General features: G+C 31.6%; 20 protein-coding genes. 5 read left to right on the forward strand and 15 right to left on the reverse strand.

From position 1 onward, the window contains the following. Position 1 precedes the first annotated feature (1 nt). A complete protein-coding gene (locus Q4Q40_RS11505) occupies positions 2-1,207 on the forward strand; it encodes a T9SS type A sorting domain-containing protein (RefSeq protein WP_303301942.1) in 1,206 nt (401 codons plus the stop codon). A 75-nt stretch (positions 1,208-1,282) separates the two neighbouring features. Here the strand turns inward: Q4Q40_RS11505 and fbp are convergent, their stop codons facing one another. Next, entirely contained in the window at positions 1,283-2,290 is a 1,008-nt protein-coding gene (fbp, locus tag Q4Q40_RS11510; RefSeq protein ID WP_303301943.1) for a class 1 fructose-bisphosphatase, read from the reverse strand. Positions 2,291-2,415: 125 nt separating this feature from the next. Here fbp and Q4Q40_RS11515 point away from each other — a divergent pair, with 125 nt between their 5' ends. From Q4Q40_RS11515 to Q4Q40_RS11525, 3 genes are read left to right on the forward strand one after another with little or no spacing between them, the layout of a single operon-like run. Further along, positions 2,416-2,895, forward strand: a complete 480-nt coding sequence (locus Q4Q40_RS11515) for a GNAT family N-acetyltransferase (protein ID WP_303301944.1) — start codon at positions 2,416-2,418, stop codon at positions 2,893-2,895. A gap of 1 nt (position 2,896) precedes the next feature. Then, complete coding sequence (locus Q4Q40_RS11520; RefSeq protein WP_303301945.1) at positions 2,897-4,147, forward strand: aspartate kinase; 1,251 nt, start codon at positions 2,897-2,899, stop codon at positions 4,145-4,147. A 22-nt stretch (positions 4,148-4,169) separates the two neighbouring features. Next, the gene (locus Q4Q40_RS11525) at positions 4,170-5,999 is read left to right on the forward strand and encodes a GNAT family N-acyltransferase (RefSeq protein WP_303301946.1); all 1,830 of its coding nucleotides are present in this window, start codon (positions 4,170-4,172) and stop codon (positions 5,997-5,999) included. On the opposite strand, the gene Q4Q40_RS11530 is transcribed toward Q4Q40_RS11525, so the two are convergent. The 4 genes from Q4Q40_RS11530 to Q4Q40_RS11545 all read right to left on the reverse strand — a co-directional run bounded on the left by Q4Q40_RS11530 (position 5,996) and on the right by Q4Q40_RS11545 (position 7,973). Next, positions 5,996-6,421, reverse strand: a complete 426-nt coding sequence (locus Q4Q40_RS11530) for an arsenate reductase ArsC (RefSeq protein ID WP_303301947.1) — start codon at positions 6,419-6,421, stop codon at positions 5,996-5,998. The genes Q4Q40_RS11525 and Q4Q40_RS11530 overlap by 4 nt on opposite strands. 169 nt (positions 6,422-6,590) lie before the next feature. Next, positions 6,591-7,082, reverse strand: coding sequence for a GNAT family N-acetyltransferase (locus tag Q4Q40_RS11535; protein ID WP_303301948.1), 492 nt, complete (start codon positions 7,080-7,082; stop codon positions 6,591-6,593). After that, the gene (locus Q4Q40_RS11540; protein ID WP_303301949.1) at positions 7,066-7,563 is read right to left on the reverse strand and encodes a DUF6428 family protein; all 498 of its coding nucleotides are present in this window, start codon (positions 7,561-7,563) and stop codon (positions 7,066-7,068) included. The genes Q4Q40_RS11535 and Q4Q40_RS11540 overlap by 17 nt, the downstream gene beginning before the upstream one ends. Before the next feature lie 86 nt (positions 7,564-7,649). After that, a complete protein-coding gene (locus Q4Q40_RS11545) occupies positions 7,650-7,973 on the reverse strand; it encodes an ArsR/SmtB family transcription factor (RefSeq protein ID WP_303301950.1) in 324 nt (107 codons plus the stop codon). Between the two features lie 97 nt (positions 7,974-8,070). Here Q4Q40_RS11545 and Q4Q40_RS11550 point away from each other — a divergent pair, with 97 nt between their 5' ends. Next, positions 8,071-8,433 carry a DUF805 domain-containing protein gene (locus Q4Q40_RS11550; RefSeq protein WP_303301951.1) on the forward strand — a complete coding sequence of 121 codons (363 nt, stop codon included), beginning with the start codon at positions 8,071-8,073 and terminating at the stop codon, positions 8,431-8,433. A 203-nt stretch (positions 8,434-8,636) separates the two neighbouring features. On the opposite strand, the gene Q4Q40_RS11555 is transcribed toward Q4Q40_RS11550, so the two are convergent. The 10 genes from Q4Q40_RS11555 to Q4Q40_RS11600 form a co-directional block, all read right to left on the reverse strand. Next, positions 8,637-9,089 carry an NINE protein gene (locus Q4Q40_RS11555; RefSeq protein WP_303301953.1) on the reverse strand — a complete coding sequence of 151 codons (453 nt, stop codon included), beginning with the start codon at positions 9,087-9,089 and terminating at the stop codon, positions 8,637-8,639. 91 nt (positions 9,090-9,180) lie between these two features. Continuing rightward, the gene (locus Q4Q40_RS11560) at positions 9,181-9,543 is read right to left on the reverse strand and encodes a hypothetical protein (RefSeq protein ID WP_303301955.1); all 363 of its coding nucleotides are present in this window, start codon (positions 9,541-9,543) and stop codon (positions 9,181-9,183) included. A 77-nt stretch (positions 9,544-9,620) separates the two neighbouring features. Further along, on the reverse strand, positions 9,621-10,385 hold the full coding sequence (locus tag Q4Q40_RS11565) for a sulfite exporter TauE/SafE family protein (RefSeq protein ID WP_303301956.1): 765 nt from the start codon (positions 10,383-10,385) through the stop codon (positions 9,621-9,623). A 22-nt stretch (positions 10,386-10,407) separates the two neighbouring features. Further along, complete coding sequence (locus tag Q4Q40_RS11570) at positions 10,408-10,794, reverse strand: VOC family protein (RefSeq protein ID WP_303301957.1); 387 nt, start codon at positions 10,792-10,794, stop codon at positions 10,408-10,410. Between the two features lie 48 nt (positions 10,795-10,842). Next, positions 10,843-11,298, reverse strand: a complete 456-nt coding sequence (locus Q4Q40_RS11575; RefSeq protein ID WP_303301958.1) for a DUF1801 domain-containing protein — start codon at positions 11,296-11,298, stop codon at positions 10,843-10,845. Positions 11,299-11,303: 5 nt separating this feature from the next. Continuing rightward, on the reverse strand, positions 11,304-11,813 hold the full coding sequence (locus Q4Q40_RS11580) for a DUF4199 domain-containing protein (protein ID WP_303301959.1): 510 nt from the start codon (positions 11,811-11,813) through the stop codon (positions 11,304-11,306). 15 nt (positions 11,814-11,828) lie between these two features. Then, positions 11,829-12,200: a VOC family protein gene (locus tag Q4Q40_RS11585; protein WP_303301960.1), complete on the reverse strand. Its 372-nt coding sequence runs from the start codon at positions 12,198-12,200 to the stop codon at positions 11,829-11,831. Between the two features lie 98 nt (positions 12,201-12,298). Then, entirely contained in the window at positions 12,299-12,709 is a 411-nt protein-coding gene (locus Q4Q40_RS11590) for a response regulator transcription factor (RefSeq protein ID WP_303301961.1), read from the reverse strand. Between the two features lie 9 nt (positions 12,710-12,718). Beyond that, the gene (locus Q4Q40_RS11595; RefSeq protein ID WP_303301962.1) at positions 12,719-13,675 is read right to left on the reverse strand and encodes a 2-hydroxyacid dehydrogenase; all 957 of its coding nucleotides are present in this window, start codon (positions 13,673-13,675) and stop codon (positions 12,719-12,721) included. A 90-nt stretch (positions 13,676-13,765) separates the two neighbouring features. After that, positions 13,766-14,131, reverse strand: a complete 366-nt coding sequence (locus Q4Q40_RS11600) for a cupin domain-containing protein (RefSeq protein ID WP_303301963.1) — start codon at positions 14,129-14,131, stop codon at positions 13,766-13,768. Positions 14,132-15,086 lie beyond the last annotated feature (955 nt).

The following is a 15,086-nucleotide window of genomic DNA, read 5'->3' on the forward strand; positions in this document are numbered from 1 at the left end:
TATGAGATCACTTTTAACAGGTGTCTTTTTATTATTATTTAGTTTTTGCTGTTTAGCTCAAAGTATTACAAATGCTGAATACTTTTTTAATACCGATCCAGGGGTAGGCAGTGGAACAACTTTAATAGTTAATAGTAATACAGGACAATTAACACAAACATTTTCAATACCAACAATGAGTTTAGCAGATGGATTTCATAGTTTATATCTTAGAACGTATAATAATGATAATAATTGGAGTTTGTATGATAGGCAAAATTTTTATCTTAAACGTTTTCCTTCTTCAAATATAATCATGGCTGAATATTTTTTCAATACAGATCCTGGTATTGGTAATGGTACTTCGCTATCTGTAAATGGTAATACGGGCACACTTAATCAAGCATTTACAATTCCTACTGCGGGTTTATCAGAAGGTTTTAATAATCTTTATATTAGAACATTTAGTAGCGAAAACAATTGGAGCCTCTATGATAGACAAAGTTTTTATCTTAAAAGTTTTGATGCGTTTACTATATCTGAAGTTGAATATTTCTTTAATACAGATCCTGGTGTTGGAAATGGAACCCCTATAGCCGTCGATAATAATACAGGACAATTAACTCAGGTTTTTTCGTTTCCTACCACAGGATTATCAGAAGGTTTTCACAGCTTCTATTTAAGAACCAAAGACAATGCCGATAATTGGAGCCTATATGACAGACAAATCATTTATATTAAAGACTTAGATTTATCCCCAGATGAAGTATCGTCTGCTGAATATTTTATTGATTCTGATCCTGGTATCGGAAACGGTACTTCTATTGTATTTGGAGACGCATCTCTGTCTTCGCAAATTTTAAATATTAATTCTACAGGCTTAATAGATGGCGATCATTTGTTTTACGTTCGCGTACAAGACACAAACGGAGATTGGTCTATATATGATACTGCTCTATTTACTATCGATAGTTCTTTAGGAATAAACAATTCTTTATTATCTAAAGTTTCTCTACTACCTAATCCGTTTGAGAACAACCTTATAATTAAGTTACCCAATAACATTCATATTAATAAAATAGAAATCTATAACACCTTAGGTCAAACTGTTTTCAGCACTACTGAAAACAAAACAGCATTAGGGCTTTCAAACCTGAAAAGTGGAATATATATACTAAACTTAGAAACAACCTTAGGAAACGCTTCCTTTAAAATATTAAAGAAGTAAATTGCTATTCCTAATTATTGTCTGCTAATAATTAGGGGAAGTGTAAAAATGCAAACTGAAAAGTTTGCATTTTTTTTATTGCGCATTAAGCATAAACGCTTCCGCTTTTTCAACCATGTTTTTACTTCCACAAATAAACGGTACTCGTTGATGCAATTCGGTAGGTTCTATATCCATAATTCTTGTAAAGCCATCATTCGCTTTTCCATTTGCTTGTTCTGCTAAAAATGCTATAGGGTTACATTCGTATAACAAACGCAATTTACCATTCGGATTCTTTGAACTCTGTGGATATAGATAAATCCCCCCTTTAATCATATTCCTATGAAAATCAGATACCAAAGACCCTATATATCTTGAAGTATATGGCCTATCACCCTCTTCTTTCTGACAGTACTTAATATAATTTTTTATTCCTTGTGGGAAATGGATATAGTTTCCTTCATTAACAGAGTAAATAGTCCCATCTTCAGGAAATTCCATATCTGGATGTGATAAATAAAATGAGCCAATCGCTGGATTTAATGTAAAGCCGTTAACCCCATCGCCTGTTGTATAAACCAACATAGTAGATGTTCCATAAACCACATATCCTGCTGCTACTTGCTGATCCCCTTTTTGTAAAAAATCTTCTAATAACACTGGAGTCCCTACTGGAGTAACACGTCTATAAATTGAAAAAATAGTTCCTACAGACACGTTCACATCAATATTTGAAGAACCATCTAACGGATCAATTAATACAATATATTTATTTTGATGATTTTCATCTTGACTGTTAATAGCAATAAAATCATCCTCTTCTTCACTTGCTATACCACAAACAATGTTTCTTTTAGTTAGTGTTTGTATAAACTTTTCGTTAGCGTATACATCTAATTTTTGTTGGTCTTCCCCTTGGATATTAGTATCTCCAACTGCCCCAATAATGTCTACTAAACCCGCCTTATTTACTTCATGGTTTACTACTTTGGCTGCTAGTCGAATGGAATTAAGAAGGCTGGAGAGCTCACCCGAAGAGTATTTAAAAGATGATTGATTTTCAATAATAAACTCTCCTAAAGTTTGTTTTTTATGAGACATAAAAGCGTTTGTTTTGTTTTTGCAAATATCCATTATTTTTTAATGAACTACAACGTTTTCGCTAAAGATTAATGCCACTAAATAATGAACTTTGAACTATATTTGGTACAATTATAATTTATCTCATGAATTACACCATAAGAAAAGCTTCTAAAAACGACATGCCTCAAGTGTTTCATTTAATAAAAGAACTAGCACATTTTGAAAAAGAGGTAAATGCTGTTGAAGTTACTGTTGATGATTTACAAGCAGATGGATTTGGTAACAATCCTGCATTTCAATGTTTTGTTGCTGAAGTGAATGCTAAAATTGAAGGTATTGCCTTAGTTTTTAATAGGTATTCAACATGGAAGGGAAAGGCTTTACATTTAGAAGATTTAATAGTAAGTGAACAAATGAGGGGTTCTGGTTTAGGAACAGCGCTTTTAGACGAAGTTATTAAATATGCGCACCATTTGGGCGTAAAACGTGTTAATTGGGAGGTACTTAATTGGAATGAACCTGCCATAAAATTTTATGAAAAGAAAGGCGCTGAAATTAAACGTGATTGGATGGTAGTACATTTAAACAATCAGGGAATTAAAGATTATATATCAAAATTATAGCATGCAAGTATTCAAATTTGGTGGCGCATCTGTAAAAGATGCTGCTGGTGTAAAAAACATAGCTTCGGTATTACAAAAAGTAGGTTATAAAAACACACTAATTATTGTTTCTGCTATGGGAAAAACAACCAATGCTTTGGAAACTGTAATTAAGAATTATTTCGAAAACAAAGCTCAATTACAGAACTCACTTCAAGAAGTAAAAAAATACCACCATGTTATTTTATTAGATCTATTTGAAAATGAAAACCATGCTGCTTTTAAAAAAGTAGCAACTCTTTTTGATGAGCTAAATAACTTTCTCGCAACTAATAAATCACCAGATTATAACTTTGTTTACGATCAAGTAATAGGCTTTGGTGAATTGGTTTCAACAACAATTATAAGTGACTATTTAAACGTTATTAACTTAAAAAACAATTGGATTGATGTAAGAACCCAAATTAAAACAGATAGCTACTATAGGCGTGCCAATGTAAATTGGGAAGAAACACAAAGCCTAATAAGCTCTAAATTCAACAAAACTATTTTAAATATTACACAAGGGTTTTTAGGGAGCGATTCTAACAATTTTACAACAACACTTGGTAGAGAAGGAAGTGATTATACTGCGGCTATTTATGGATACTGTTTAAATGCAGAAAGTGTTACTATTTGGAAAGATGTACCTGGGGTTTTAAATGCAGATCCTCGCTATTTTGAAAACACGCAACTCCTTAATAAAATATCCTACAGAGAAGCTATAGAATTGGCTTTCTACGGCGCATCTGTAATTCATCCAAAAACATTACAACCACTCCAAGGAAAAGAAATTCCATTATACGTAAAATCATTCTTAAACCCTGAAGCATCGGGAACTAGAATTGGTAAAAATGTTACCTTAGAACCGATGATTCCTTGTTTCATTGTAAAGAAAAATCAAGTTTTAATTTCATTATCATCTTTAGATTTCTCATATATAGTTGAAGAAAACATCAGTCACATTTTTAACCTGCTACATCTGTATAAAATGAAAGTAGATGTTATTCAAAATTCTGCTATCAGCTTTTCGGTTTGTGCAGATAATCTTTTTAATAATCTCGAAAAATTATTACACCATTTAAAAGCAAAATTTAAAGTAACTTGTGACAAAAACGTGTCTCTTTACACCATTCGCCATTATAATGAAAATGCAATTAATCAAATTGAAGATGGTAAAACCGTGTTATTAAAACAATTAACTCAAGAAACCGTTCAAGTAGTAACTAAATAAACTATTTAGTACATTTACAGTCATGACCAAACAACAAAATACAGGGTTGGTAACCGCCAAAGAAGTCGCTAAAGCTATACAATTAAACAAATATGGAATTGTAGGTACTTTTATAGGTTGGGTTTTAATGAAAGTCCTTAAAATATCTACTTTAAATAAAGTATACAATCGTAACAAACACCTTAGCGAATTACCTTTTTTAAATAGCATTTTAGATGACTTCCAAATTAAATTCGAGATCCCTGAAGAAGACTTAAAACGCTTACCTAAAAATGGTGCTTATATTACTATTTCTAACCATCCTCTTGGTGGTATTGATGGTATATTGCTTTTAAAGCTTATGCTAGAACAGCGAAAAGATTTTAAAATAATAGCCAATTTTTTATTGCATAGAATAAAGCCTTTAAAACCTTATATCATGCCTGTTAATCCTTTTGAGGATAGGAAAGATGTAAAGTCCAGTATTACTGGGTTTAAAAATTCTATTTTACATTTAAAAGATGGACACCCATTAGGTATTTTTCCCGCAGGCGAAGTATCAACCTATCGCGATGGCAAATTAGTAGTTGATAAACCTTGGGAAGAAGCAGCAATGAAGTTGATTAAAAGAGCCGAGGTTCCTGTTGTTCCTATTTATTTTCATGCCAAAAACAGCAAATTATTTTACAAACTTTCTAAAATTAGTGATACGTTTAGAACGGCCAAATTACCATCAGAAGTTTTAACACAAAAGCGTAGAACTATTAAGGTTAGAATAGGGAAACCTATCTCGGTTGCCGATCAAAAAGAACACACATCTCTCGAAGATTTCTCTGGTTTTTTAAGACGAAAGACCTATATGTTATCGAATGCCTTTGAGGATAAATCAAAGATTTTAGATAATATCTCATCAACATTAAAGACTCCTAAAGCACCTAAACGCATTGTAACACCTGTTGACAATATGTTGATGACAAAAGAGGTTGAAGCGCTTATTAAAAATAATTCCAGACTATTACAAAGTAAAAATTATGAAGTGTTTTTAGCAGAACCCAAAAGCATTCCTAATATTTTACGTGAGATCGGGCGTTTGCGTGAAATTACTTTTAGAGAGGTTGGAGAAGGAACAAATGAGGCCATTGATTTAGATACTTTTGATACCTATTACCACCATATGTTTCTTTGGGATAATGAAAAGAAATCAATAGCTGGTGCTTACCGAATGGGCTTAGGGTCTAAAATTTTTGAACGCTACGGTATTGATGGATTTTATTTGCAAGATCTCTTTAGGTTTGAGCCCGAATTACATAAAATGATGAGCCAGTCTATTGAAATGGGAAGGGCCTTCATCATTAAAGAATATCAACAAAAACCTATGCCTTTATTTCTACTCTGGAAAGGAATTGTGCATACTACCCTACGTTTTCCTGAGCATAAATTTTTAATTGGTGGAGTTAGTATTAGTAATCAGTTTTCTAATTTCTCAAAATCATTAATGATTGAGTTTATGAAATCGCATTATTACGACCCTTATATTGCACAATATGTACATCCTAAAAAGGAATTTAAAGTAATACTTAAGGATGCCGACAAAGACTTTGTTTTCGATGCTACTGAAGCTGATTTAAATAAATTCGACAAGATCATAGACGAGGTAGAACCAGGCGCTTTACGTTTACCTGTACTACTTAAAAAGTACATAAAACAAAACGCACGTTTGGTCGCCTTTAATGTAGACCCCTTATTCAACAATGCTGTTGATGGACTTATGTATATTAAAATTGCCGATTTACCCGATAGCACTGTTCGTCCTGTTATGGAAGAATTTCAAGCAGAGTTAGAAAGCAAGTTAGAGAATAACGGAGACGCTTAAACCAAGTTATACGTCTCCACAAACGCCTTAAAATACGTTTTTATTTCTTCTCGTGCTTTTAAAAATGCAGCATGTTTTTCTTCATCTGTACCCACTACTTTTGATGGATCGAAAAAATTATGGTGTAAACGCAATGCATTTTTACTAGGTATGTATGGGCAATTTTCATTAGCATGATCACAAACTGTAATAATATAATCATAATCTACATCGGCATATTCATCTACATGGTTAGAGGTATGATGGTCTATATTCAATCCATCTTCTTTCATAATAGCCAAAGCTCCTGGATTTAAACCATGGGTTTCTATCCCTGCACTATATACGTTAGCGGTTTTATCTTTTAAAAAATGATTTAAATACCCATGTGCCATTTGGCTTCTACACGAATTACCTGTACACAATACTAAAATGTTTTTCATTCCTCTCTGTCTTTCAGACATCTCTCCAAAGGAGAGAAATCACAATTATTAATTAAAATTTTATTTAAAATAGGTCTCTATTTTAACCTGTTTTTATTAGTTAAAGACAAACTAACTTAAGCCAAACAACAAAATAGTCTTAAGCCTCTGGGCTAATCTATGCCTAACATTAATCTATCTTACTACTTCTTTTTTCTAGAAAATGATTATCGTACCATTTCCCATATAATTGACCAATTTTTTCACGAATACCAACAACTCTAAATCCACATTTTAAATGCAAATTAATGCTTGCTATATTTTCTGAAAAAATATTTGCCTGTAAGGTCCAAAACTCATTAAACTCACTTTCATCAACCAATTGTTTCAACAATCTTTCTCCAATATGTTTTCCTTTAAACCCGTTTGCAACATATACGCTTACCTCTGCAACTCCTTTATAAACGTATCGTTTTGAAACTGGCATTAAAACAGCAAACCCTACAACTTCTCCTTTTACTAAGGCTACAAATCTATAAACTGGTAAACATTTAGCATGCCATTGTTTCCAATTAGGAACTTCCGTTTCAAAAGTAGCTATTCCAGTAGCAATACCTTCTTTATAAATTTTTGAAACGGAACTCCAATCATTTTTCATTAATGCCCTAACAGCAATTTCCATTAGGAGAACAACAAGGTTCTGTACTTGTAGACACCGTTTCTAATGTTTCTGGTACACCACAAAGTTCTTTTGCTTTACAATCCGTTTTTTCGATGGCTAATTTAATTATTAAATTGTTTTCTCTTATTTCAAAATCGTTAACAAACAGTTGTGCTGTGTGAAATGTTGCATTACTATATTCAAATTTAACCTCAGCATCTAAAACATAAGGTTTCATTTTTCCAACTTTGTTTAAAATAGCTAAGCCCTTATAAACAGACATGTATTCTGTTTTTCCTAATTCACTAGGGCTTTCCCAAAGTTGAATAATCGTTTCTTTCCATGTGTCCACTTGGGATCCACAATCAACAGAATCAATTGCTACATGTTTTACCTCTGTAATATGATAATTAGCTCCAACCAATAAATTTGGTGCATATTCAAACAATAACGATTTATCTTGGTTCTGTTCTAATACTTTAAATAATTCTTTCGTTTTCATTTTTATTTAGATTTAGATTCTCGTTTTAACGGGAATAATAATTTTAACGGAAACTTTAAGGAAAGCCTCAAGAAATCATTTTTCAATTAGCAACAATTCGATTTTGTTGTGTTAAAAAATGAATTTAATTGATTTTGAATGACACTCCATCGTCCAACATCAATACAGTAGCACATACTTTTACCTTCTATTTCGCCATGTAACAAGCCAATGCTTTTAAGCTCTTTTAAATGTTGAGAAATTGTGGCTTGTGCCAAGCCTATTTCCTCAACCAAATCATTACAGATACAAGCATTTTGGCTACTAATGTATTGTAATATCGCTACTCTAGCAGGGTGACCTAAGACCTTAAAAAACTGAGCCAAGTCGTTTTGCTTGTCTGTAAATATTTGAGTTTTAGTAATTCCCATTCTTTTTTAATATTTATATATTGCAATATTACGATAATAAATTTAAATAAAAAAAGTTATCTTTAAAAAATTATTAACCCAAAAATCAACTATTATTATGAATTGGTACTTAAAAGCATTAAAACACTACGCAACCTTTTCTGGAAGAGCCAGACGAAAAGAATATTGGGTGTTTCTCTTATTCAATATTATTATTATTTATGGGCTTATCTTTCTCGCAATAGGATTAGAAATGCCTTCTTTTTTTGCTTTATACGCTATATATGTTTTTGCAATTTTAATTCCTTCGCTTGCTGTTGGAGTAAGAAGAATGCATGATGCTGGTAAAAGCGGTTGGTATTTATTAATACCTATATACAGTTTAATTTTAGCTTGTACAGACAGTGAAGCTGGTTCTAACAAATGGGGACCGAATCCAAAGTCTGATGCTGAAGAAATAGACCTAATTGGTCAAGAATAGGCATTATTTAGTATAAAAAACAAAAATCCAGAAATAAAATTTCTGGATTTTTTTATTTATTATTAAAGAGGTATTAGCATATATATCCTTCAAAGTTATCGACAAACATTTTAAATCAAAATTCTGTCTTTAAGATTCTTGTTTGCCAACAAACGGGTTAATCTCAATAGATGCTTAGAACAAAACTCAGGGATTCTTTCTTATTAAAACCAAGGTTTTTGACCTACTTGGTATGTATTATAAAACTCTTCATCAGATTTAGTAAGATAAATAATGCCCTCTATTAGTCCTATAAGTCCTGTTAATCCAGCTCCTAGACCACAAGTGATAAACCCAAGAACGAAAGTAACTACTAGTAAAATAATGCCTTCCTTATTATATCCTAAAATAAATTTATGTATTCCAAAAGGCCCTAATATAATAGCTAAAACCCCTGCTAATACTTTTTTATTTTCACCAGTTACGTTATTAAAAGTTTCTTTAGCACCATCAGCAAAATCGGAAGCAGATTCTTTAACATCTTCGAATGTTTCTTTTGCCTTTTCTGTGGCTTCATCTGCAAATTCCCCTGCCTTATCGGCTGCTTTTTTTGCACCTTCTTTAGCATCTCCTAACATATCGTTAAGATCGTCACTTAAATTCTTTTCATCAGACATAATAATATTTTTAAATTTTAGGTTAGAATATAAAGGTAATAAAAAATTAAACTCATTTATAAAACTATCACACTAACAAGTAGTTAATAATTCAATTTTTATCAAAAATCTTTTTTAAAAACCCTTTAGTTTTTTTTGATACTTCAGTTAAAGTCTCTTTAGTTTCTTCAGCAAATTCTTCTAATTTATCATTTGCTTCTGCATATTTTTCTTTGGCTTCAACAGAAAGTTTAGCTCCTTTTTCTTTAGCTATTTCTGTAAACCCTTCTAATTTTTCGTTCGCATCTTCTAAAAGCTCATTGGCTTTTTCTTTAGTTTTATAAAAAATTTCTTTGGCTTCTGCTTTTAATTTTTCAGCTTTATCATACTCATTACTCTCATAAGAATCGCCTTTTATAACTTCAGCTTCATAAACTTTATCATTTGCTTCATTCTTTTTAGGTTCTTCAGACATAACTATTCACTTTTAATACATTCTATCTATATGTCTATCAACTTATAATAATGTTACAGAAAATGAACTATAGAAAATTACCTAAATAACATAACAACACCTCCAAGTGCCGTGACAATTAATATAAAGCGCCTATAGTTTATATTAGAAATTAATTTCACAATAGCAACTCCTGTGAAAAAGCCAATAATTATAGACGGTATTAAAATAGTGTTTAAAACAAGTGTTTCTTTGCTAACTGTTTTCCAAACAAAAAGGTGAAAGGGTAACTTAAATACATTAATAATAAAAAACAGCCATGCAGCTGTTCCTATAAACTCATTTTTTGGTAAACGCATAGCCAAAAAATAAATATTAGAGATAGGGCCTGCCAAATTACCAACCATGGTTGTAAATCCAGCTAAAAACCCAACACTACTAGAAAACAATTTGTTATTTGGTATTTCATTAGACTTTCTGTTTTCTGTATAAAACATAATGAATACAGAAACAATTATAATAGCCGCCATAATTCTTTTGAATAGGACTTCAGAAATACTGTTCCCTAACCAAACGCCTACTAAAACACCAACAATCATCCATGGCATTAACTTTTTTATATACCTCCATTGGGCATGTCTATTATAATATATCACCGCAAAAATATCGGCTACAATTAACATGGGGAGTAAAACTCCTGTTGAGGCTTTCTCTCCAAAAACAAAGGCAAGTATAACCACTATTATAATACCTATTCCTTTAATTCCCGATTTGGATAATCCCAATAAAAAAACCGCAAAACAAATGGCAACCCATTGTAATGCAGTTAAATTATATGATTGAAGTATTTCTAAATAAGTCAAATTATTTATGCTTGGAGCTAAATTACAAAAAGGCTTTATCTATTGGTTCCCAAAGTTCAATTTTATTGCCATCATTATCTAAAATCCAACCAAATTTCCCGTATTCGTATTCCTCAACCTCCCCAACAATGGTAACGCCTTCTTCTTTTAACACTTGCAATAATTCATGTAAATTTTCAACACGGTAATTAAACATGAAATCTTTATTAGACGGCTCATAATATTTTGTATCTGCCGAAAACGGACTCCATTGTGTAGAACAATCATTGCCTTCTTTATCTTTCCACCAAAAAGTACAACCATGATCGTCTGTATTAAACCCTAAATGTTTTTTATACCAATCTTTCGATGCTTTAGGGTCTTTTGTTTTAAAAAACAACCCTCCAATTCCTGTGACGCGTTTCTTCATTCCTTTCCCTAACCCTCTCTAAAGAAGAGGGATTTATTTGATTAAACTTTATTTTTTAATTGCTGATTCGTAAATATTTACCCATTCTTCCGTAGTCACTTTAGCCGTTAACTCCCCTATTAACTCAAAAGGAATATCATTCATCTTTTTAAAACGAATACAACTTTTTCCCATATCTAACTTGTACTTACATTGCTTAGTATATTCTGAGGTGAACCAATCCATCAATTCTTTTTTTGAATAAAGCACCATACTATAAACGGCTATAAAATTCTTTTGTGAAGCCAAATTCATAAACGGTAATGGTAATTTAGGATCACAGTGATACCCATTTGGATAGACAGCATGCGGTATAACATAACCTAGCATACCATAACTCATTTGTTCTACTACGCCTTTTGGCAGGTTATCTAAAATTTGTTGCCTTAATTTATTAATTGGTTCTTTTCTATCTTCTGGTAATTCATCCAAATACTGTTGTGCTGATGTCGCTTTAGATTGCATGGTGTTTAGTTTTTACGTTGTAAAATTAAAGATGACAATAAAGATACTATTATTCCTATTGCGAATACTGTTGTAAACATAATTGCCCAAGTAAATACTGGATTTTCAAACAGTTTCATTTGTTTTTCTAATGTTGCTTTTTCTAACTCAAATTCATTTGCCGACAATGTATTTTTCATACCCTCTAAAGCATATTCTTTATATTCAACAACAAAGTCGGGATTTATCATGGTTACATAAACAACATCAAGCAGACCAATTACAATTCCTGAAATTGCAGAAATTGTTAAACCAATAAGTAATGCTTTTTTAAATGAAATAACACCGTTATTTATTTGGTCTCTAAAATGTTTTATCCCAAAAAACACAAATGATAGTGAAGCTAAAATAGATGCGTAACCGAAAATTTCTAAGATCGAAAAACCAATACCCCAATCGAAAAAGTGTCCACCTATAAATAAAAGTCCGCCAACCAGAGCTGCGTAACCACCAAATTTTTTAATTGTATTTTGCATAACTTCTGTGTTAAATTAAACGTGTTGATCGATAAGAATAGCATTACCATCAGGATCCTTTATAACAAAACTTGCTGGACCTATAGTACTTTCATCTGCTTCTTGTTCAAATTTGATATTTTTACTTTTTAAATGCTTTTGAATAGCACGAACATCTGTAAAAGAATCCAGCTTATTGGCATTTTCATCCCAACCAGGGTTGAAGGTTAAAATATTATCTTCAAACATCCCTTGAAAAAGCCCTATTAAAGTATTACCATTTTTCATGATGAGATAATTTCTTTCTAAATCGCCAGCGAAAACCTTAAAACCTAAGTTTTCATAAAACACTTTTGAAGCGTTAATATCTTTAACACTTAAACTTACCGAAAATGCACCTAATGTCATATTGCTTATTTTTAAAATAATTATTCATAAAACTACAAGTGATTGTTAAAATCGACTTCATACTAAAGTACCAAATGCTTAATACTTTAGTTCTAAAACTATAAAATCTTATGGTCTTTTGCAATTTGAACAGCCTGTGTTCTTCTTTTTGCATTAAGTTTTACTAATAGATTAGAAACGTGCGTTTTGATTGTGCTTTCTGATAAAAATAATTTTTCGGCAATTTCTTTATTGGATAATCCTTCTGAAATAGCTTGAAGCACCTCATATTCGCGAGAAGTAATTTCTAGTTTTTTAATTTTTTGGTGATCGATTACTTTAGAAATAATCTTTGGCTTATGAAGGCTCTTTTTATTGATATAAATACCTATAATAAAAAACAGAATAGCGATAGCCATTATAATAAACTCTATTGAAGTATCCCCAAGAAGCAAAGCATATTTGCTAATCTTAAAAATAACATAAAGTGCAACGGTTAAAAGTGTAAAAACTAAAATAGTTTTTTTCATATGCTAAATTTAGCAAAATTTCACTTTAATTTTATCTACTATAGTTTGTGCTAATCTCTCTTTACTTTCTACAGTCCAACCAGCAACATGTGGAGATAAAATAACATTTTGTGAACTAATTAAATATTGAAAAGCCTCTGGCATTGCCACTGAGTTTAACGCGGCATTCTTTTTAAACAAATTTTCGAATGATGCTTTTTCATATTCTAAAACATCTAACCCTGCTCCTAATACGTTCCCCGATTTTAAAGCTGAAACTAAATCTTTTGTTACCACACTTTTACCTCGTGCAGTATTTATAAACCAAAATGGTTTTTTAAATCGACTGATAAAGACCTCATCAACCATGTTTAAAGTTAAAGGTGTTTGAGGGGTGTGTAAGCTTACTACATCTACTTTTTCTTGAAATTCTGATAATGATACTTGTTTTGCATTATCATCTCCTACGCGCTCTTTAATGTCATAACAAAGCACCTCAACATCAAAACCTCGTAACTTTTTAGAGAAAGCTTTTCCCATATTACCGTAACCAATAATCCCTACCGTTCTTCCATCGAGCTCTATACCTCGGTTATCTTCACGTAACCATTTGCCTTGTCTAACTTCTAGATCGGCCTTATTAAGCTTATTAAATAACGATAATAGCATTCCCAATGCATGTTCTCCAACTGCATTTCTATTACCTTCTGGTGCAGCGATTAAGGTGATTCCTTTTTTTTCGGCATAATCGCCATCTATATTTTCTAATCCTGCACCAACTCTACCTATAAATTTAAGGTTTATTGCTGCATCTAAAAATTGTTTATCGATCGTGAAACGACTTCGTAAAACGACACCATCGTAATCTTTAATCTTTGCTTCAATATCTACTTTTGACGATGTATAATCTTCGTGATTTGCAAAACCTAAATCATTAAGTTGATTAATTAATAATTCATGATTAGTATCTAAGTGAAGTATCTTCATAATAATTACCTATAAAAAGTAAGTTGTTTAGTTAATTGTGATTTAAAAATAAAGCTATGACATGTTGAAGCAACTTATGCATGGCAAAAGTTAAATTTTCGGATAATGAGTTTGTGTTTTCTCATGATTCACATTCCCTGTATGCGCAGTTGATAGCTTTTCGAAAAGTAACACATGTACTTCTTCTTCGTTTTTTGTATACGGGTTATGTTCAACACCTTTTGGTACGACTATAATTTCTCCTTCGTTAACTGTTTCTGTCCTGTCGCGAAATTGCATATATAAAGTCCCTTTTACAACTTGAAATAACTCATCTTCATCATCATGACTATGCCATACAAATTCGCCTTTTAGTTTTGCTAAAATAACTTGCATATTGTCGACCACAGCAATTTGATGCGGATGCCAGTTTTTGTTAAATTTCAAAAACTTATTTTTTATATTTATTGCTTGCATAATGTAAAATTACGAAGTTTTGTATTAGAAGCTATTGAGGAGGTTCTTTTTTATTAAATATAGAAAAGTCATTAAAAAAACCTTAGTCAAAATTTTTAACTAGCATTGAGATAACATGGTGACAAAGAACCAAGAAAAAAGATTTGTTTCCAGTTAAGTTAGCTTGAAACATGGTAATTTATTAAAGATCATTCTAAAAAACTAATAATGAGATTACTTTGCGTCTTAGCGCCTTTGCGAGACCAATACATCAAAAGACCCAAGACCGCTTCACTCTTAGAACCAAGAAAAAAGACTTGTTTTTAGTTAACTTGAAGCATGGTAATTTATCAAGGACGATTCTAAAAAACTAATAATGAGATTACTTTGCGTCTTAGCGCCTTTGCGAGACCAATACATCAAAAGACCCAAGACCACTTCACTCTTAGAACCAAGAAAAAAGACTCATTTTCAGTTAGCTTAAAGCATAATAATTTATCAAGGATGATTCTAAAAAAACTAATAATGAGATTACTTTGCGTCTTAGCGTCTTTGCGAGACCAATACATCAAAAGACCCAAGACCGCTTCACTCTTAGAACCAAGAAAAAAGACTCATTTTCAGTTAGCTTAAAGCATAATAATTTATCAAGGATGATTCTAAAAAAACTAATAATGAGATTACTTTGCGTCTTAGCGCCTTTCCGAGACCAATACATCAAAAGACCCAAGACCGCTTCACTCTTAGAACCAAGAAAAAAGACTCATTTTCAGTTAGCTTAAAGCATAATAATTTATCAAGGATGATTCTAAAAAAACTAATAATGAGATTACTTTGCGTCTTAGCGCCTTTCCGAGACCAATACATCAAAAGACCCAAGACCGCTTCACTCTTAGAACCAAGAAAAAAGACTCATTTTCAGTTAGCTTAAAGCATAATAATTTATCAAGGATGATTCTAAAAAAACTAATAATGA

Source organism: Flavivirga jejuensis (assembly GCF_030540765.1).
In the GTDB taxonomy this organism is placed as follows: Bacteria; Bacteroidota; Bacteroidia; order Flavobacteriales; family Flavobacteriaceae; genus Flavivirga; species Flavivirga jejuensis.